Raw genomic sequence first — 19055 nt, forward strand, 5'->3', positions numbered from 1 at the left:
GCAGGGGCTTTCGTCGCGGACGTGAAGCCCGCCGCGCTCAGGCGGGATCGACGATCTCGCGCGCCAGCGCCCGCAGGCTCAGCGGCGCCGAGCCCTCGGCGTGGTTCGAGATCGTCACGTAGGCCGGATGGCCCGCGTCGGCGGTGGCGCGGATCACCTTGGCCAGCACCGCGCGGGTCTCCGGATCGGGATCCATCATCTCGGCGTACTCGCCGTATTTCTTCTCCGCGTCCTCGTAGCCGAACGGGCCATGGACGCGGTGCAGGTTCCAGCGGCAGACCAGCGGCCCGGGCCACATCGCGCGCAGCAGCGGCAACTGCGCCTGGATGGGCGGCAGCTTCGGATGCAGGCCCAGGCAGTAGCGCGCGCCGGTCTCCTTCAGCACCGCGATGAAGTCCGGCGTCAGCCATTCCGGATCACGGACCTCCACCGCCACGACCGCCTCGGGCGCGGCCTCGCGCAGGGAGGGCAGGGCGGCCAGCATCGCGTGCAAGCGGTCGAGCTGCTCCGGCATCCGGTCCAGCATCGCCAGCGGCAAGGGGCTGAGCTGGAACACCAGCGCGCCGATGCGCGCGCCCAGCCCCGCCATCGCCGGCTCGAGGAATTCCTGGATGGCGAGCCGCGGATCGAGGAAGGCGGTGTTGGCCTGACGGCCGCGGCCATCCTCGGCGCGCACCTGCGCGTCGGTGATCACGCTGGGCGCCTTGACCGTGAAGCGGAAGTCCTCCGGCACCTGCAGCGCGTAGCGCTCGTACTGGCTGGCCGTGAGCGACTGGTAGAAGCCGCGGTCGATGCTCACCGCGCGGTGCAGCGGCTGCCGCGCATAAGCGGTCAGGCCGTTGCGCGACAGATTGGATTCGCCATGCCGGCCTTCCCAGACGATGCCCTGCCAGCCGGGATAGCTCCACGACGAGGTGCCGAGCCGGATCCGTGGCGACAGCGCGGCCGCGAGCGCGATCTGCGAGTCATCCACCGGCTGCGGCTGGATGCCGGTCCGGCGGCGCCTGGCGCCGGGCCTGGCCGCCGCGCCATCGCCGAGGCCGTCACCAGCCTCATCGCCATCGTCCCCGGCGGCGGGGGGCGCCGGCGCGGGTGCGGGCGCAGGTGCGGGCGCAGGTGGCAGCAGCTCGCCGAAGAGGTCGTCCTGATGAGCGTCGTGCGCCTGTTCCATGGGCCGGCAGCATAGCGGGCGCGGCTACACTGCCGCGCGAGCTCCGCCATGACCACCGAGTCCTCCCCGATCCTTCCCGCCGACGACTACGCGATGCGGCTTGCCCTCGACCAGGCCCAGAACGCCTGGCTCGTCGGCGAGGTGCCCGTCGGCGCCGTCATCATGCGCGCCGGGCAGGTGATCGCCACCGGCTACAACCGCCCGATCACGACGCACGATCCGACCGCCCACGCCGAGATCGTCGCGCTGCGCCACGCCGCGCAGCTGCTGGGCAACTACCGTCTGCCCGAGTGCGAGCTCTACGTGACCCTGGAGCCCTGCGCGATGTGCGCGATGGCGATGATGCATGCGCGGCTCAAGCGCGTGGTCTTCGCGGCGCCCGATCCGAAGACCGGCGTCGCGGGCTCGGTGCTGGACCTGTTCTCGCACAAGCAGCTGAACCACCACACCGCGCTGCACGGCGGCGTGCTGGCCGAGGCGTCGGCGAAGCTGCTGCGAGAGTTCTTCGCCGAGCGCCGCGAGGCCGCGCGCCAGGCCCGCGACGCGCGCCGCCGCGCCGGCGAGGATGCGCCGCCGGGCCTGGACGCCGGCGGCCTGGGCGCGCTGCCCGCGCTGCCCGAGGTCCAGGAGTTCCCCGACATCCCGGTCGGCGACGCGCACTACCTTCCCTTGAATTTCGATCCCCCGCAGGACGACCCGCAGCGATGAGCTCCCTGACCCTCTACACCCCCTCCGGCGTCCTGGCCCAATCGCAGCCGCTCAAGCGCGCGGCCAAGCGGCTCACGGCGCTCGGCTTCGACGTGGCCATCGACGAAGCCGCGCTGGCGAAGCACCAGCGCTTCGCCGGCGACGACGAGACGCGGCTGGCCGCGCTGCACCGCGTCGCCGAGGCGGCCCCCGCAGTGGCGCTGGCCACGCGCGGCGGCTATGGCCTGACGCGCCTGCTCGACCGCATCGACTGGGCGCTGATGGCGCGCAGCGTCGAGCGTGGCACCCGCTGGGTCGGCCTCAGCGACGTCACCGCGCTGCAGCTGGCGCTGCTGGCCCACACGAAGCAGACGAGCTGGGCCGGTCCGATCGCCTGCGACGACTTCGGCCGCGCCGAGGCGGAAGGCGGCGTCGACGAGATCACGCGCGACTGCTTCCTCGAGGCGATGGACGGCTCGCTCGAGGCCATCGGCTTCCGCACCGAAGCGGGCCTGGACGGCGTCGAGGCGCGCGGCACGCTGTGGGGCGGCAACCTCGCGGTGCTGTGCTCGCTGCTGGGCACGCCGCACTTCCCCAAGATCAAGGGCGGCCTCCTGTTCCTGGAGGACGTCAACGAGCATCCCTACCGCGTCGAGCGCATGCTGCTGCAGCTCTGGCAGGCGGGCGTGCTCGACGCGCAGAAGGCGGTGATCCTGGGCAGCTTCAGCGGCTGGAAGAAGTCGCCGCTGGATCGCGGCTACTCGATGAAGACCTGCGTCCAGGCGCTGCGCGAGCGCGTCAAGGTGCCCATCCTCACCGGGCTGCCCTTCGGCCACGTGCCGACCAAGGTCTGCCTGCCGGTCGGCGCGAAGGCCGAGATGATGGTGGAGGGCCGCGACGTCATCGTCGCCTGGGGCCACGTCGGTCCGGGCCACGATCATGACCACGGCCATGACCACGCGCATCACGGCCACGATGGCGGCCACGACCACCGCCACGACGGCCACGATCACCACTGACCGACGTCACGGGCGGCCGGCGAACAGGGCCGCTATGATGCGCCCCGGCATCGGCCGGCCCCCACGAGAGGCCCGGCCTTGGCAACAATCTGGCAATGCCGCATCCAGACGATGCGGCGTTTGCTTTTTGGAAGGATGACGATGTCGTCGGGGCTGTGGAACGCGTCGCTGCACGCGGCTGGAGGCTGGCGCGGAGCGTGGGCCCCCATGGCGAGGCGGATGGCGGGACTGCTCGCGGCGGCGCTGCTCGCGGCCTGCAACAACAGCCCTTATCCGGCCGGCGCGGCCAAGGACAACACGCTCTACCTGTCCTTCGACGAACGCTCGCCGCGCTACCTCGATCCCACCGCGTCCTACACCGCGCCCGAGTCGGTCTACACCTACCAGATCACCGAGCCGCTCTACGGCTACCACTACCTGAAGCGGCCGTACGCGCTGATCCCGCGCGCCGCCGCGGCGGTGATCAAGCCCTACTACCTGGACGCTGGCGGCAAGCGCCTGCCCGACGACGCGCCCGCCGAGCAGATCGCGCTCAGCGTCTACGACGTGCCGATCCGCCCCGGCGTGAAGTACGCGCCCAGCCCCGCCTTCGCGAAGGACGCGCAGGGTCACTATCTCTACCACCACCTCACGGCCAAGGACCTCGGCGACAAGCGCTCGCCCTGGCAGTTCGAGCACCAGGGCACCCGCGAACTCGAGGCCGCGGACTTCGTTTACGCACTCAAGCGCCATGCCACCACCCGCATCGAGGCGCCGATCTTCGGCCTGTTCTCCGAGCACGTGCTGGGCCTCAAGGAATACGGCGCGCTGATCCGCGAGGAGAACGCCCGGCTGCTCAAGGGCCTGCCGGAGAACTCGCCGGACAAGCCCTTCCTGGACTTCCGCCAATGGCCGCTGGCGGGCGCCGAGGCCGTCGACAAGCACCTGCTGCGCGTGCGCATCAAGGGCAAGTACCCGCAATGGTCGTACTGGATGTCGACGACCTTCATGTCGCCGATCCCGTGGGAGGTGGACCTGTTCTACGCCCAGCCCGGCATGGCCGAACATGGCCTGTCGTGGAACCAGTGGCCGGTGGGCACCGGGCCTTACATGATGACGGAGTACCAGCAGGACCGCCGCCATGTGATGTCGCGCAACCCGAACTACCGCAAGGACGACCTGTATCCGTGCGAGGGCATGCCCGACGACGGTCCCGCGGGTCGCCTGGCCGACTGCGGCAAGCCCATGCCCTTCATCGACAGGATCGTCGCCACGCTGATCAAGGAACGGGTGCCGCGCAAGGAGATGTTCAAGCAGGGCTACCTGGACATCCCCGACCTGGAGCGCGGCGACTGGGGCGTCGAGTTCTACGCCGATGCCAGCGACTCCGCCGAGACCGACGCCTTCTTCCAGCGCCGCGGCTTCATGTTCCCGCGCTCGACCGATCCCAACAACTGGTACCTCGGCTTCAACATGCTGGACCCGGTGATCGGCAAGGGCAGGACGCCGGAGGAGGACACCCGCCATCGCCAGCTGCGCCAGGCGCTGTCGATCGCGATCGACTGGGAAGAGGGCTACGGCCGCATCTTCAAGAACCGCGGCGGCGTCACCGCCTACGGGCCGGTGCCGCCCGGGGTGTTCGGCTCGCGCGAGGCGCAGCCCGGCTTCTTCAATCCGGTCACGCACCGGCTCGTGAACGGCCAGGTCGAGCGCCGACCGCTCGAGGACGCGAAGCAGCTGCTCGCCCAGGCCGGCTACCCCGATGGCCGCGACGCGAAGACCGGCCAGCCGCTGGTGCTCAACTACGACTTCATGCGCACCGTCACGCCCGAGGTGAAGGCCGAGAACGACTGGCTGGTGAAGCAGTTCGCCAAGCTGGGCATCCAGCTCGACGTGCGCGCCACCGACTACAACCAGTTCCAGGAGAAGCTGCGCCAGGGCAAGCACCAGGTGTTCTGGTGGGGCTGGTTCGCCGACTATCCGGACGCCGAGAACTTCCTGTTCCTGCTCTACGGCCCGAACAGCAAGTCGCTGCATGAAGGCGAGAACTCGGGCAACTACGAGAACGCCGAGTACGACCGCCTGTTCAAGCAGGTGCAGGTGCTGGACGACGGGCCGCAGAAGCAGCAGGTGATCGACCGCATGGTCGCGATCACGCAGCAGGACGCGCCGTGGGCCTTCGGCTACTGGGCCTGGACGGGGCAGGCGTATCAGAGCTGGGTGCACAACGGCAAGCCCAGCATCGTGGTCCGCGATCCGGTGCGCTTCTACCGCATCGATCCGGCGCGCCGCGCGCAGCTGCAGGGCGAGTGGAACCGCCCGGTGTGGTGGCCGCTGCTGGTGCTGGTCATCGGCGCGGGCGCGATCGTCTGGACCACGCGCCGCAGCTTCCGCCAGCGCGAGACCGCCACCGCGCGCGCCGGCGCGCCGGCCTTCCCCGCAGAGAACGCCGCGCGCGGCGCCGACTGATGCTCAAGTACCTCGCACGCCGGCTGGTCTACGGGCTGGCCATCCTGGTCGGCGTGAACCTGCTGACCTTCTTCCTGTTCTTCACCGTCAACACGCCCGACGACATGGCGCGCCTGAACATCGGCGGCAAGCGCGTCTCGCAGGTGCAGATCGACAAGTGGAAGGCCGAGCGCGGCTACGACAAGCCGCTGTACTGGGACGCGTCGCGCCAGGGCGCGGCGCGGCTCACCCACACGGTGTTCTGGGAACGCTCGGTCTCGCTGATGCTGCTGGAGTTCGGCCGCTCCGACGCGCGCCAGGCCGTCGACATCGGCCACGAGATCAAGACCCGCATGGGCGTGAGCCTGCAGCTCGCCGTGCCGATCTTCGTGCTGCAGCTGATCGTCAGCGTCGCCTTCGCGCTGCTGCTGACCTTCTTCCGCAATTCGCGCATCGACTTCTGGGGCGTCGTGCTGTGCGTGCTGATGCTGTCGATCTCCAGCCTCTTCTACATCATCGTCGGGCAGTTCTTCTTCTCACGGGTGCTGCGCCTGGTGCCGATCAACGGCTACGAGCCGGGCCTGGATGCGCTCAAGTTCCTGGCGCTGCCGATCGCGCTGTCGCTGCTGTCGCGGCTGGGCGGCGAAGCCCGCCTGTACCGCGCGATGCTGCTCGAGGAGGTCGGCAAGGACTATGTCCGCACCGCCCGCGCCAAGGGCCTGTCCGAGCCGGTGGTGCTGATGCGCCATGTGCTGCGCAACGCGCTGATTCCGATCATCACGAGTGCCGGCGCCTATCTGCCGTATGTGTTCCTGGGCAGCCTGGTGTTCGAGAGCTTCTTCGGCATTCCCGGCCTGGGCGCCTTCGTCATCGACGCGATCACCGGCCAGGACTTCGCCATCGTGCGCACCATGGTGTTCCTCGGCGCGGTGCTCTACATCGCGAGCAACGCGCTGATCGACGTGGTCTACACCTGGGTCGACCCGCGCGTGCGGCTGACCTGACGCGGCCTCGCGCCGATCCGACAAGAGATTCGACATGGGATTCAAGGTCGTCATCCTCTGGACCGACGTGGCGCTGTGGGCGATGTTCGCGGCGCTGGTGTTCTACATCGCGCGGCTGATCCGGCGCCCGCACCTGCGCGCCAACTGGCAGCGGGTGCTGCGCGATCCCGCCGCGCTGAGCGCTGGCATGGTGCTGGCGCTGTTCCTGGGCGTCACGGCGCTGGACAGCCTGCACTTCCGGCGCTCGCTCGCCGAGAGCCCGGCCGGCCAGCAGTTCTACGAGACCCGCACCGAGTCGATCCTGGACCTGCTGCTGGCGCGCCAGATCGGGATGCGCGAGACCAGCTACTCGGCGCCGCTGGCGTACCAGGGCTTCACGCTGGACAGCGTCGCCCACGGCAGCGAGATCGTGCGCGAGTTCCCGCGCCTGGCCTTCGGCGGCGCGCACCTGCAGGATCCGGCGCGCGACTGGTCCGGCGACGTGACGCGGCGCGCGCTCACCGGCCTGGCGCTGGGCGCGCTGGCGGCGGCGCTGATCGCGCTGGCGATGGCGGCGGCGCTGGCGCCGCATCATGGCGGCTTCCGCCGGGGCCTGAAGGACCTGCTGGCCGACCGCACGCACTACCCGTGGCGCGCGGGGCTGGGGACGCTGTCGGCGATCGCGCTGCTGGCCGGGCCGACGATCGCGCTGATGGGCCACTACCACGTCCTGGGCACCGACCAGACCGGCAACGACGTGCTCTACCAGGCGCTCAAGAGCATCCGCACCGCCTTCGTGATCGGCGCGCTGTCGACGCTGGCGACGCTGCCCTTCGCGCTGGTGCTGGGCATCCTGGCCGGCTACCTGAAGGGCTGGGTGGACGAGGCGATCCAGTACTTCTACACGGTGCTGACCTCGGTGCCCAACGTGCTGCTGATCGCCGCCTGCGTGCTGATGGTCCAGGTCTTCCTGGACAAGCACCCCGAAGCCTTCGAGACCGGCGCCGAGCGCGCCGACCTCAAGATCTTCCTGCTCTGCGTCATCCTGGGCGTGACCGGCTGGGCGACGCTGTGCCGCCTGGTGCGCGGCGAGACGCTCAAACTGCGCGAAGCCGACTTCGTCCAGGCCGCGACCGCCTTCGGCGTGCGCGACACGACGATCATGGTCCGCCACATCGTGCCCAACGTGATGCACCTGGTGCTGATCTCGCTGGTGCTCAACTTCTCCGACCTCATCCTGTACGAGGCGGTGCTGACCTACGTCGGCGTGGGCGTGGACCCCGGCATGAACAGCTTCGGCGGGATGATCAACCTGGCGCGCTCGGAGATGAGCCGCGACCCGGTGGTGTGGTGGAGCTTCGTCGCGGCCTTCGGCTTCATGGTGAGCCTGGTGCTGGCCGCCAACCTGTTCGCCGACGGCGTGCGCGATGCCTTCGACCCGCGCGCCCGCAAGCTGCGGCCACAGGTGCTGTCGCTCAAGAAGAAGAACGCCCAGGCCTGAGGAACGCCAGATGCTGAAGATCGACGACCTCCACGTGCACCTGGACGCCGATGCCGGCCTGGTGCGCGCCATCGACGGCATGCGGCTGACGCTGGCGCAGGGCCGCACCTTCGCGCTGGTGGGCGAATCCGGCTGCGGCAAGAGCATGACCGCGCTGGCACTGATGCGGCTGCTGCCGGACAACGGCCGCATCGCGGGCGGCCGGCTCGAACTCGACGGCCAGGACCTCTTCGACCTGAGCGAGGCCCGCATGCGCGACGTGCGCGGCGGGCGCATCGGGATGATCTTCCAGGAGCCGGGCACCAGCCTGAATCCGGTGATGAAGGTCGGCGACCAGATCGTCGAGGCGATCGAGGCCCACACGCCGCTGCGCGGCGAGGCGGCACGCAGGAAGGCCGTCGACTGGCTGCGCCGCGTCGGCATCCCCGAGCCCGAGCGCCGCGTCGACGAGTACCCGTTCCGCCTGTCCGGCGGACAGAAGCAGCGGATCATGATCGCGATGACGCTGGCGGCGGAACCCGACTTCCTGATCGCCGACGAACCCACCACCGCGCTCGACGTCACCATCCAGGCGCAGATCCTGGACCTGCTCAAGGACCTCCAGCGCGAACGCGGCCTCGGATTGCTGCTGATCACGCACGACCTGGGCGTGGTGTCCGGGATGGCCCATCAGGTGGCCTTGATGTACGCCGGGCAGATCGTGGAGGTCGCGCCAGCAGACGAGTTCTTCAACTCGCCCAAGCACCCGTATGCGCGGCTGCTGCTGCGGGCACTGCCAGACGCGCAGCGCCGCGGAGAACCACTGGCCGCCATTCCCGGCACGGTGCCACCGCTTTGGCAACGCTTCGACGGATGCCGGTTCGCGCCCCGATGCGATCGGGTCATGGGTCATTGCGCAGGGACCCGGCCGGAGTTGCAGGCCGCGCCGGGAGACGTTGCGGCGCATGAGGTGAGGTGTCTGCTCTATACGGATCCCAGGGAGACCGTGGGCGGGACGGAGAGCGCCGGCAGTGCCGGTGCCCCTCTGCGCTCACAGTCTTCCCTTCGGTCAGGGTTCGCTTCGAGGGGCACCGGCACCGCCGGCGCCGCGCAGTCGCCATCACTGCTCCTCGAAGTCAAGGACCTGCGCGTGCGGTATCCGCTGGGACGGGGGATGTTCGGAGGAACCAGACGCTGGTTCGATGCGGTGGATGGCGTCTCCTTTGCCATCGAGGCAGGACGGACGCTGGCACTCGTCGGAGAGTCCGGCTGCGGCAAGACCACCTCCGGCAAAGCCATCGTCCAGCTGCTGCGACGCGTCGCCGTGATCGAGGGTCAGGCCTTGCTCCATCCACCAGCCAGCTCCCCAGGATCGGAAGGGCAGGGCGGGGCGCCGAAGGACCTGTTCCAGCTCGACGGGGCCGCGCTGCGCGAAGCGCGCCGCCAGGTGCAGATCATCTTCCAGGACCCCTTCGCCTCGCTGAACCCGCGGCTGCGCGTGCAGGAAGTCCTCGAGGAAGGCCTGCTCGCACTGCGGCCCGAACTCGACGGCCCGGCCCGCATCGCGCTGCTGCACGAACTCGTCGACCAGGTCGGCCTGCGCCGCGACGCGCTCGCCCGCTTCCCGCATGAGTTCTCCGGCGGCCAGCGCCAGCGCATCGCCATCGCCCGCGCGCTCGCGGTCGAGCCGCGCCTGATCGTCTGCGATGAGCCAACCTCGGCACTCGACGTGTCGGTGCAGGCGCAGATCCTGAACCTGCTGCGCGACCTCCAGCGCAGCCGCGGCCTGTCCTTCCTGTTCATCACGCACAACATCGGCGTCGTCGAATACATCGCCGACGAGGTCGCCGTCATGCAGGCCGGCCGGATCGTCGAGTCCGGGCCCTGCGACACGGTGCTCGGCCAACCCCGCGAAGCCTATACCCGGACCCTGCTGGCGGCAGTTCCTCGCGTGGAGCGGCGCACCTCCGCCTGACCCCTTCCGGTCCGTTTTCCATTCCCTTGCATTCCCCCAAAGGGCCGCGTCGCGGCCCTTTTTTCTGCCCGAAACAGACGTTTCCAAACCTCCGCACCGTTCTGGGGCCCGGAGACATTCCTTCAAGGAATGGAAACCCCGAGGGTGGACGCAGAACGGGCCAGAACGTCCTGTTGATCGCCTTTCCGCACGGGCGCGGTGCATGACGAATGGCTGCCGGGGCGATTGGTAATGCGGATGTTTGAAATAGGTGCCGCTTACAGCCTTTTACAGGCGTGATCCGAAGTTTTCGGGCGCTGCGCGCGCGTCGCGCGGCAGCAACGCGGAGCGATGTCCGCCCTTTGGTGTTTACCCGCGAAATGGCGTCCAGAAGTGGCTCCCGCCGCCGCGCATAGGGTGATTACGGGGATTCGTTTTCAAACCGGAAAAGAAACTGCCTCGGCCCCATCCCGGGAACACCGCTCGGAGGGCACTGGCCGATATCCCGGCCGCCCGTGTTCCCGGGGACACAACAACTGGGTTTCTGGTTTTAAGGAGTCTTCATGTTCAAACGCAAGAGCATCAATCTGGCAGCCCTGCTGGCGCTCGGCGCCGCGGCGCTGCCAGTGGCAGCCCAGCAGCAACTCGACCGCGTGGAAATCACCGGCTCGTCGATCAAGCGCATCGACGCCGAGACCTCGCTGCCCGTGAGCGTCATCAGCCGCGAGTCGATCAACAAGTCCGGCGCGTCCAACGTCCAGGAACTGGTCGACCGCCTGAGCTACAACAACGGCGGCGGCCTGGCGCTGGGCCAGTCCATCGGCGACGGCTCCGCCAACGGCCAGGTCGGCGCCTCGCTGCGCGGCCTGGGCCGCGGCCGCACGCTGGTGCTGCTGAACGGACGCCGCCTGCCGGTCTATCCGTTCTCGGGCCAGGGCGTGGACCTGAACTCGATCCCGCTGGCCGCGATCGAGCGCATCGAGGTGCTGCGTGACGGCGCCTCGGCGACCTACGGCTCCGACGCCATCGGCGGCGTCATGAACTTCATCACCCGCAAGGACCTGCAGGGCGGCGACATCAGCGTCGGCTACGAGATGCCGCGCGGCAGCGTGGGCGACGTGTTCTCGGTGGCCGGCGGCGGCGGCGTCGGCGACCTCGGCAAGGACGGCTGGAACCTGCTGGGCACGCTGAACTACCAGAAGTACAACGCGATCCGCGCGGCGGACCGCGCCTACGCGTCCACCGGCAACCGGCCCGACATCGGCGTGGTGAAGGACTCGGGCAACACCTTCCCGGCCAACGCCTTCCTGGCCACCACCGGCCAGTACGTGCCGGGCGCCGCGGGCTTCCCGAACTGCGCGCCGCCTTACTCCTACGCGGGCGCGCGCAACTGCCGCTACGACTTCACCCACTTCATCGACCTGATCCCCGAGTCCGACCGCTACGGCGCGCTGGTCAAGGGCACGCTGGCGGTCAACCAGGACAACACGCTGTTCGCCGAAGTGGCCTACAGCCGCAACGAGATCATCCTGGGCTCGTCGCAGACCCCGTCGACCACCACCGGCAAGCCGGACTACCTGTACCCGGGCGGCGGCAAGTACTACCCGACCGCCGCCGTGGACGCGGTGGCGCCGGGCTACCGCGGTGACCTGGCGCTGTCGTGGCGCATGGTGGACGGCGGCCAGCGCCGCACGCAGGTGACCAACCAGGTGACCCGCACCGTGCTGGGCGCCGAAGGCGCGCTGGGCGGCTTCGACTACAAGGCCGCGTTCGTCTACGCCGAGGGCAAGGCCCGCGAGGACTTCCTCAGCGGCAACTACTCCGATACCCGCCTGGTGCAGGCGCTCAAGACCGGCCTGATCAACCCCTGGGGCCCGAACGACGCCGTCGGCCTGGCCACGCTCAAGAGCGCCGAGCTCTCGGGCAACAACCGCAAGTCCAAGACCAGCAACACCGGCGGCGACTTCACGCTGTCGCGCGAGCTGTTCAACGTGGGCGCCGGCAACCTGGGCGTCGCCTTCGGCGGCGAGTTCCGCAAGGAGAAGTACCTCGACGGCTACTCCGACATCGCCGGTTCCGGCGACGTGGTCGGCGGCAACGGCACGGCCGGCCGCGTCGAAGCCAACCGCGACGTGAGCGGCCTGTTCGGCGAAGCCAACTTCCCGGTGCTCAAGAGCGTCGAGATCAACGCGGCGGTGCGCTACGACAAGTACAGCAGCACGCACGGCGGCTCGCGCGACGGCGCCTTCGACACGAAGGACCTGTCCGCCACCAGCCCGAAGCTGTCGGTCAAGTTCACGCCGATGACCGGCCTTCTGCTGCGCGCCTCGGCCGGCAAGGGCTTCCGCGCCCCGGCGCTGGACAACATGTTCGCGCCGTCGTCGTTCACGAACACGGGCGGCAACTTCACCGACCCCAACTACGACCGCGTCAAGGGCTGCGCCGGGTTCCCCAACACCAACTACTGCGACACGCAGCTGACGGTGCAGCAGAACAGCAACCGCAACCTCGAGCCGGAGAAGTCCAAGACCTTCAACGTCGGCCTGGTGTTCGAGATGATCAAGGACACCACCCTCAGCGTCGATTACTTCGACATGAAGATCACCAACGGCCTGCGCTTCCTGTCGGGCGACGACATCCTGCGTGACTGGTACAAGCACCAGGTGCCGGGCACCTTCACGAGCACGTCGATCTTCTCCGACCGCCTGGTCGTCGATCCGGCCACGGGCTACCTGAACTACGTCCGCGCCTCGTGGGAGAACGTCGGCAAGCTGCGCACCGCCGGCTTCGACTTCAGCGCCCGCGCCCGCATCCGCACCGAGTACGGCTCGTTCACGCCGGGCTGGGAAGCCACGCTGCTGACCAAGAGCGAGGAGTCGATCGTCGGCACCGGCACGACCCGCGACAACCTGGGCAAGTACAACCTGGGCGGCCCGGTCGTGAAACTCAAGCAGACCTTCACGCTGGACTGGGACCAGGGCAACTGGGGCGCCTCGCTGCGCTACTTCCGCCAGAACGGCTACGAGGACTATGACGAGATCGCGCACGTCAAGGCGTACGACCTGTTCGACGTCCAGGGCCAGTACCGCGGCATCAAGGGCGTGACGATCACGGCCGGCATCCGCAACCTGTTCGACAAGAAGCCGCCGGTCACGAACCAGCAGGACTACTTCCAGGTCGGCTTCGACCCGACCTACGCGGCCGTCCAGCAGCGTTCCTTCTACGTCCGCGGCAACTACCGCTTCTAAGGCTGATCTGACTTAGATTAGCGTCCGGACACGGACCCCAGCAGGCCCTTCGGGGCCTGCTTCCGCTTCCGGACCTCTCTTCAGGCTGACCGCGGAACGACCGCATGACCATGGACTATCTGAATCCCGCGCTGGACTTCACCGCCCTGGGCCGCACGCTGCGGACCGAGGGCAGGGTGCTGATCCGCGATTTCTTCGCGCCCGAAGTCGCCGACGCGCTCGACCGCGCGCTGCAGGCGATCGACTGGGAGCTTGTCTACCGCGACCCGCAGGGCGACCAGCGCCTGACGGGCCCCCAGCTGCGGGCCCTGTCGCCCCAGCAGCGCATGCAGCTGACGGAGGGCATCCTCGCGGTCGCGCGCGAGAACTTCCAGTTCTCGTTCTTCTCGGACTCGATGGTCAAGGCGGTGCAGGATGGCCGCTCGGACCTGCTGGCCCGTTTCATGCGCTGGATGGCAGGGGACGACTTCCTGTCGCGCATGCGTGAGCTCAGCGGCGATGCGTCGATCAACGGCGTCTACGCGCAGGCGACGATGTACTCGCGCGGTAACTTCCTGACCACCCACGACGACCACGTGGACCGTGAGGACCGCCGCATCGCCTACGTGATCAACCTCACGCGGCGCTGGCGCCCGGACTGGGGCGGCATGCTGCACTTCACCGCCGAGGACGGGTCGGTGCTGGACACCTTCTTCCCCCACTTCAATTCACTGTCGCTGTTCACCGTTCCGCAGCGACATTTCGTGTCCTACGTGCCGCCATTCGCCATGGCGGAGCGCCAGGCGATCACCGGCTGGCTGATCGCCGCGTGAACGGGCACGGCGCTTGCCGCGTTCGCCCTGTAACCATCTCGGCGCCCGCTTGCGGGTTAGCCCTAGGCCGCCACGGACCGGCGGGAAAGGTCATACCAGTAGAATACCAGGGCTGCTTTCATGACTTCCGGCCGTTGCGTCCGCTGTAACTGCTGGTGATCGGGGCGATGGGCGATGCCCGCATGCTGGGGCAAACCCCATGGCTTGTGACTTGTGCATGTCGTTTATGATCAAGGTCGTGAAAGGTGGTTGAAATCTGTAGTTTTGCTACATTTTCTTGACCGATCCTTGAGACGCCCGCGGCCACAAGCTGACGGGCATTTTTGTTGAGTCGGGTTCGTATCGTGCCCTGGGTTTTCGAGTCTTCGTGTGTCCATCCTGCATTCGGCGGGTCGGCGGTCCGCGGCGCTCCGGCGTTATGGCACCAGCTGCATCCGTCGCTCGCACAGCCGGCAAGACAGGCGCTGCTGACCCCAGGTTGCGGCGCGAACGCCTGATCCGACCAGACGCTGTGTTGAGTCGAACTCCCCTTGTAGCTTCGATGAAAGAAATTCGCAGTTTGATGAAGGAGCGCGCATGAACTTTGCGCAGGATAAAGGCGGTTCCTCGCGCCTGACGGGCTTCGGTCTCGTCGTCTTGGTCCACGTCCTGATCATCGGCGCCCTGGCCAGCGGCCTGGCGACGAAGATCAAGGAGGCGGTGAAGGGTCCGATCGACGTCAAGGTCGTCGAGGAAAAGGTCAAGCCGCCGCCTCCGCCGGAGAAGGTCGTGCCGCCGCCCCCGGACATCAAGGCCCCGCCGCCGCCGTTCGTGCCGCCGCCGGAAGTGGTCGTGACGGCTCCGCCGCCGCCGACCCCCGCCGTGGCGGTGCAGTCGACGACGCCGCCGCCGGCCCAGGAATTCCGTCCGGCTCCGCCGGCCGCGGCACCCGCGCCCCCGGCGCCGCCGTCGGACCGTCCGAAGTCGGCGATCGGCAACTGCTCCAAGATGGCCAAGCCCGAGATGCCGGCCCTCAACTGGAGCGGCACCGCGAGCTACAAGGCGACCTTCACCGTCAAGGGCGGCAAGGTGGTCGACGTGGCCTTCGCGACGCTGCGCGCCGCCAACGACCGCAAGGCCGAACGCGCGCTCAAGAGCGCCATCCAGTCCGCGCTCGCCGACTATCAATGCACGGACGCGGTCCTCGAACAGGAATTCGTGTTCAACATGGAATGATCCGCGGGCCCATCCGCCCGCGGTCGATCGAATACGGGGCGCAGCACCGCGCCCCGGCCTCTCAACCTGAGTTCAAGACTTTTTGCGTAGGAGCTAACTCCATGATCTCTCGTCTGTCTGCCTTGTTTGCGGCCCTCGCGTGCGCCGCGACCCTGGCCGTGTCCCCGCTGGCCGCCCAAGCGCAGGATCAGGCTGCCTCGGCCGCCGCTTCCGCCGCCGACACCGCCCCCGCTCCTGCCGACATCGCTCCCGCCGCCGTTGCCGAAGCGCCCGCCGCCAAGCCGGTCGACAACCCCTACAGCCTGGGCAACATCGTCGCCCACGGCAACGTCGTCGACCAGGCCGTGCTGGTGATCCTGGGCATCATGTCCATGGGCTCCTGGTACATCCTGTTCACGAAGCTGTGGGACACCTCCAAGATCGCCCGTGAAGCCAAGGAAGTCCGCGCCTCGTTCTTCAAGAAGGCCTCCCTGCAGGAAGGCATCAAGAGCCTGAGCGAGACCGGCGCGTTCCGCTTCATCGCCCAGACCGGCGTGGAAGCTTCCGACCACCACGAAGGCGCCCTGACCGAGAACATCGACCACAACACCTGGGTCACGATGAACATCGACCGCGCCGTCGGCGAAGTGAACTCGCGCCTGCAAGGCGGCCTGGGCTTCCTGGCCACCGTCGGCTCGACCAGCCCCTTCATCGGCCTGTTCGGCACCGTGTGGGGCATCCTGCAGGCGCTGACCCAGATCGGCGTCGCCGGCCAGGCTTCGATCGACAAGGTCGCCGGCCCGGTGGGCGCCGCGCTGATCATGACCGCCATCGGTCTGGGCGTGGCCGTTCCGGCCGTGCTGGGCTACAACTGGCTGGTCAACCGCAACAAGTCGGTGATGGGCCAGGTCCGTGCCTTCGCTGCTGACCTGCACGGTGTCCTGATGGGCAGCCGCAAGGTCGCCGGCCGCTAATTCACAGCAGTCCCGGAGACGCAATATGGGGATGAACGTAGGTTCGTCCGGTGGCGACGACGAGGTGGTCTCGACCATCAACACCACGCCCCTGGTGGACGTGATGCTGGTGCTCTTGATCATCTTCCTGATCACCGTGCCGGTGGTGACGCAATCGGTGGGGGTGACCCTGCCGAAAGAGACGAACGTCGTCCGCGTCACCAAGCCGGAAAACATTGAAATCGCGGTGACCAAGGATGGCGACATCTACTGGGGCGTGCAGCCGATTCCGGATACGGAAACGCTGGTCACGCGCCTGAAGAAGGTGGCGGTTCTGAATCCTCAGCCGGAAGTCCACATCCGTGGCGACGAGAAGTCGCGCTACGAGAACGTGGGCAAGGTGATGGTCGCGTGCCAGCGCGCGGGCATCATGTCCATCAAGTTCGTCACCGAGCCGCCGGCTCGTGGTGGCTGAAGGAGCTGAAGAATGGGTATGAATGTCGGAAGCTCCAGCGGTGGTGAAGATCCCGAAACCATGCTGGACGTCAACACGACGCCGCTGATCGACGTGATGCTGGTGCTGCTGGTGATGCTCATCATCACCATCCCGATCCAGCTGCATTCGGTCAACCTGGACATGCCGCCGCCCAACAACAACCCGCCGCCGCAGGATCCGGTCGTCCACGAAGTGGCGATCGACTTCGACGGCACGGTGTTCTGGGATGGCAACGCGGTTCCGAACCACGCGGCCCTCGAGGCCAAGATGGCCGAGGTGGCGGCGACGCCGGACCAGCCGGAAGTGCACATCAAGCCGAACAAGCTGGCCGAGTACGGCTATGTCGCCAACGTGATGGCGTCGGCGCAGCGCCTCGGCGTCAAGAAGATGGCGATGGTCGGGAACGAGCAGTTCCTGAACTGAGACCGGATGGCCGTCTGATCGATGTCTGAACGAAACGCGCTGCCCGCGAGGGTGGCGCGTTTTTCTTCGTAGGAGAGCAAGCGAATGAAACTCAAACTGCTGGCAACCGCCGCCGTCGGCGCCGCCGCGCTGATGCTGGGCTCCACGCCGCAAGGCAGCCTGAGCGTCCTGTCCCAGGCTGCCGCGCAGGTGCGCCCGCAAGTCGGCGGCGCGCTCAAGGCCGCGTCCGACCTGCTGAAGGCTGGCAAGGCGCAGGAGGCGATGGCCAAGATCCGCGAAGCCGAGGCCGTGCCCGGCCGCAACGCGGACGAGAACGCCACCCTGGAAGGACTGCGCCTGTCCGCCGCGTCCCGCCTGGGCGATGCCGACGGCATGGCCAAGGCCTATGACGCGCTGAGCGCCGCCGGCAAGATGCCCGCGGCCAACAAGCTGCTGACGATGGAAGCCATCGCCGGCACCTACCTGCGCGCGGGCAACGGCGCCAAGGCGCTGGAGTGGGTCAACAAGTACAACGCGGCGGGTGGCAACAGCCCGACGATGAAGCAGATCCAGAGCGCCGCGCAGCTGCGGTCGGGCGACGTGTCGACGGTCCTCAAGGACACGATGGCCGAGATCGCCGCCGACGAGAAGGCCGGCCGCGCGCCCTCGCAGGAGAAGCTCAACACCGCGCTGTGGGCCGCCAACAAGAAGGGCGACGGCGCGACCGAGTCGGCGCTGATCCAGAAGCTGCTGAACTACTACCCGACGCAGAAGCTGTGGGCGCAGTCGCTGGGCACGCTGCAGAGCAAGAAGGGCTTCGCCGCCGGCCGCTACCAGGTCGACGTGCTGCGCCTGAAGCTGGTGACCGACAACATGCAGGGCGCCGCCGACTACATGGAGCTGGCGCAGCTGGCCGGCGCCGCCGGCTACCCCGACGAAGGCAAGAAGGTCCTGGACAAGGGCTTCGCCGCGGGCGTCCTGAAGCCGACCGATGACAACGGCCGCCCGAAGCGTCTGGCGGATCTGCTGGACAAGCGCATCGCCGAGGCGAAGGCCGGCGCGGCCGCCGCCGAGCAGGCGGCCCGCAGCGCCCGCGAGGGCGACGAGCTGGTGAAGGTGGGCTTCGCGCAGGTGCAGCGCGGCCAGGCCGCCGCCGGCATCAAGCTGATCGAGGAAGGCATCGCCAAGGGCAACCTGAAGCGTCCGGACGACGCCAAGCTCTACCTGGGCGTGGCGCAGTTCCTGGGCGGCGAGAAGGCCAAGGCGCAGGCCACCTGGCGCACCGTCAAGGGCACCGACGGTTCGGCCGACCTGGCCGGCCTGTGGTCCGTCTACGCGCGCAGCGCGAAGAACTGAGGGTCCCGCGGGCTGTTTCGCCAGCCCGCCGGCCATCAAGCAAAAGGCCTCCCGGCTCGCGCCGGGAGGCCTTTGTCATTGAGCCTGTCTCAGCTCACTTCGGCGCCATGCGGATCGCGCCGTCCAGGCGGATCACCTCGCCGTTGAGCATGTCGTTGGTGATGATCTGGTGGACCAGCTTGGCGTAGTCCTCGGGACGGCCCAGGCGCGACGGGAAGGGCACGCTGGCGGCCAGCGCGTCCTGCACCTCCTGCGGCATGCCGAACAGCATCGGCGTGCCGAAGATGCCAGGGGCGATCGTCATGTTGCGGATGCCGTTGCGGGCCAGGTCGCGCGCGATCGGCAGCGTCATGCCGACCACGCCGCCCTTGGAGGCCGCGTAGGCCGCCTGGCCCATCTGGCCGTCGAAGGCGGCCACCGAAGCGGTGGAGATCATCACGCCGCGCTCGCCAGTGGCTTCGGGCTCGTTCTTGCTCATGGCCTCGGCGGCCAGGCGGATCATGTTGAAGCTGCCGATCAGGTTGACGGTGATCACCTTCGAGAAGGTGGCCAGCGGATGCGCGCCGTCCTTGCCGACGGTCTTGGCCGCCGGGGCGATGCCGGCGCAGTTCACCAGGCCCATCAGCTTGCCCAGCGACACCGCGACGGTCACCGCCGCCTGCGCGTCGACCTCCTGGCTGACATCGCACTTGATGAACACGCCGCCCAGCTCCTTCGCCAGCGCCTCGCCGCGCTCGACCTGCAGATCGGCGATGACGACGGTCGCGCCCTCGCGCGCCAGCATGCGGGCCGTGCCTTCGCCCAGACCCGACGCGCCGCCGGTGACGATGAAGACCTTGTTCGCGATGTCCATGGGATGTCTCCTTCCACGTT

The 19055-nt window shown here is 68.3% G+C and carries 15 protein-coding genes; 13 read left to right on the plus strand and 2 right to left on the minus strand.

The window, feature by feature from the left end; genetic code table 11:
- Positions 1-37: 37 nt before the first annotated feature.
- Positions 38-1171, minus strand: coding sequence for a DUF72 domain-containing protein (locus tag ACEN96_RS09800; protein ID WP_495587830.1), 1134 nt, complete (start codon positions 1169-1171; stop codon positions 38-40).
- A 48-nt stretch (positions 1172-1219) separates the two neighbouring features.
- Between ACEN96_RS09800 and tadA the strand changes: the two genes are divergently transcribed.
- The 13 genes from tadA (at position 1220) to ACEN96_RS09865 (ending at position 18182) form a co-directional block, all read left to right on the plus strand.
- Positions 1220-1879 (plus strand): tRNA adenosine(34) deaminase TadA, encoded by a 660-nt coding sequence (tadA, locus tag ACEN96_RS09805; protein ID WP_495587831.1) that lies wholly within the window; start codon positions 1220-1222, stop codon positions 1877-1879.
- A complete protein-coding gene (locus ACEN96_RS09810) occupies positions 1876-2877 on the plus strand; it encodes an LD-carboxypeptidase (protein WP_495587832.1) in 1002 nt (333 codons plus the stop codon). The genes tadA and ACEN96_RS09810 overlap by 4 nt, the downstream gene beginning before the upstream one ends.
- A gap of 219 nt (positions 2878-3096) precedes the next feature.
- Entirely contained in the window at positions 3097-5325 is a 2229-nt protein-coding gene (locus tag ACEN96_RS09815; protein ID WP_495587833.1) for an ABC transporter substrate-binding protein, read from the plus strand.
- Entirely contained in the window at positions 5325-6308 is a 984-nt protein-coding gene (locus ACEN96_RS09820; protein ID WP_495587834.1) for an ABC transporter permease, read from the plus strand. Before ACEN96_RS09815 ends, ACEN96_RS09820 begins: the two co-directional genes overlap by 1 nt.
- Positions 6309-6342: 34 nt before the next feature.
- Positions 6343-7788 carry an ABC transporter permease gene (locus ACEN96_RS09825; protein WP_495587835.1) on the plus strand — a complete coding sequence of 482 codons (1446 nt, stop codon included), beginning with the start codon at positions 6343-6345 and terminating at the stop codon, positions 7786-7788.
- A 10-nt stretch (positions 7789-7798) separates the two neighbouring features.
- Positions 7799-9742 (plus strand): ABC transporter ATP-binding protein, encoded by a 1944-nt coding sequence (locus tag ACEN96_RS09830; RefSeq protein WP_495587836.1) that lies wholly within the window; start codon positions 7799-7801, stop codon positions 9740-9742.
- Positions 9743-10284: 542 nt separating this feature from the next.
- The gene (locus ACEN96_RS09835; RefSeq protein WP_495587837.1) at positions 10285-12969 is read left to right on the plus strand and encodes a TonB-dependent receptor; all 2685 of its coding nucleotides are present in this window, start codon (positions 10285-10287) and stop codon (positions 12967-12969) included.
- 104 nt (positions 12970-13073) lie between these two features.
- Positions 13074-13781, plus strand: coding sequence for a 2OG-Fe(II) oxygenase (locus tag ACEN96_RS09840; RefSeq protein ID WP_495587838.1), 708 nt, complete (start codon positions 13074-13076; stop codon positions 13779-13781).
- A gap of 576 nt (positions 13782-14357) precedes the next feature.
- Positions 14358-14996, plus strand: coding sequence for an energy transducer TonB (locus ACEN96_RS09845; RefSeq protein WP_495587839.1), 639 nt, complete (start codon positions 14358-14360; stop codon positions 14994-14996).
- Positions 14997-15097: 101 nt separating this feature from the next.
- Positions 15098-15949: a MotA/TolQ/ExbB proton channel family protein gene (locus tag ACEN96_RS09850; protein ID WP_495587840.1), complete on the plus strand. Its 852-nt coding sequence runs from the start codon at positions 15098-15100 to the stop codon at positions 15947-15949.
- A gap of 25 nt (positions 15950-15974) precedes the next feature.
- Positions 15975-16403: an ExbD/TolR family protein gene (locus tag ACEN96_RS09855; protein WP_343640136.1), complete on the plus strand. Its 429-nt coding sequence runs from the start codon at positions 15975-15977 to the stop codon at positions 16401-16403.
- Between the two features lie 12 nt (positions 16404-16415).
- The gene (locus ACEN96_RS09860) at positions 16416-16847 is read left to right on the plus strand and encodes an ExbD/TolR family protein (RefSeq protein ID WP_495587841.1); all 432 of its coding nucleotides are present in this window, start codon (positions 16416-16418) and stop codon (positions 16845-16847) included.
- An 84-nt stretch (positions 16848-16931) separates the two neighbouring features.
- The gene (locus ACEN96_RS09865) at positions 16932-18182 is read left to right on the plus strand and encodes a hypothetical protein (RefSeq protein WP_495587842.1); all 1251 of its coding nucleotides are present in this window, start codon (positions 16932-16934) and stop codon (positions 18180-18182) included.
- A 94-nt stretch (positions 18183-18276) separates the two neighbouring features.
- On the opposite strand, the gene ACEN96_RS09870 is transcribed toward ACEN96_RS09865, so the two are convergent.
- A complete protein-coding gene (locus ACEN96_RS09870; RefSeq protein ID WP_495587843.1) occupies positions 18277-19035 on the minus strand; it encodes a 3-hydroxyacyl-CoA dehydrogenase in 759 nt (252 codons plus the stop codon).
- Positions 19036-19055: the final 20 nt, after the last annotated feature.

Source organism: Roseateles sp. Mitsp63 (assembly GCF_059491535.1).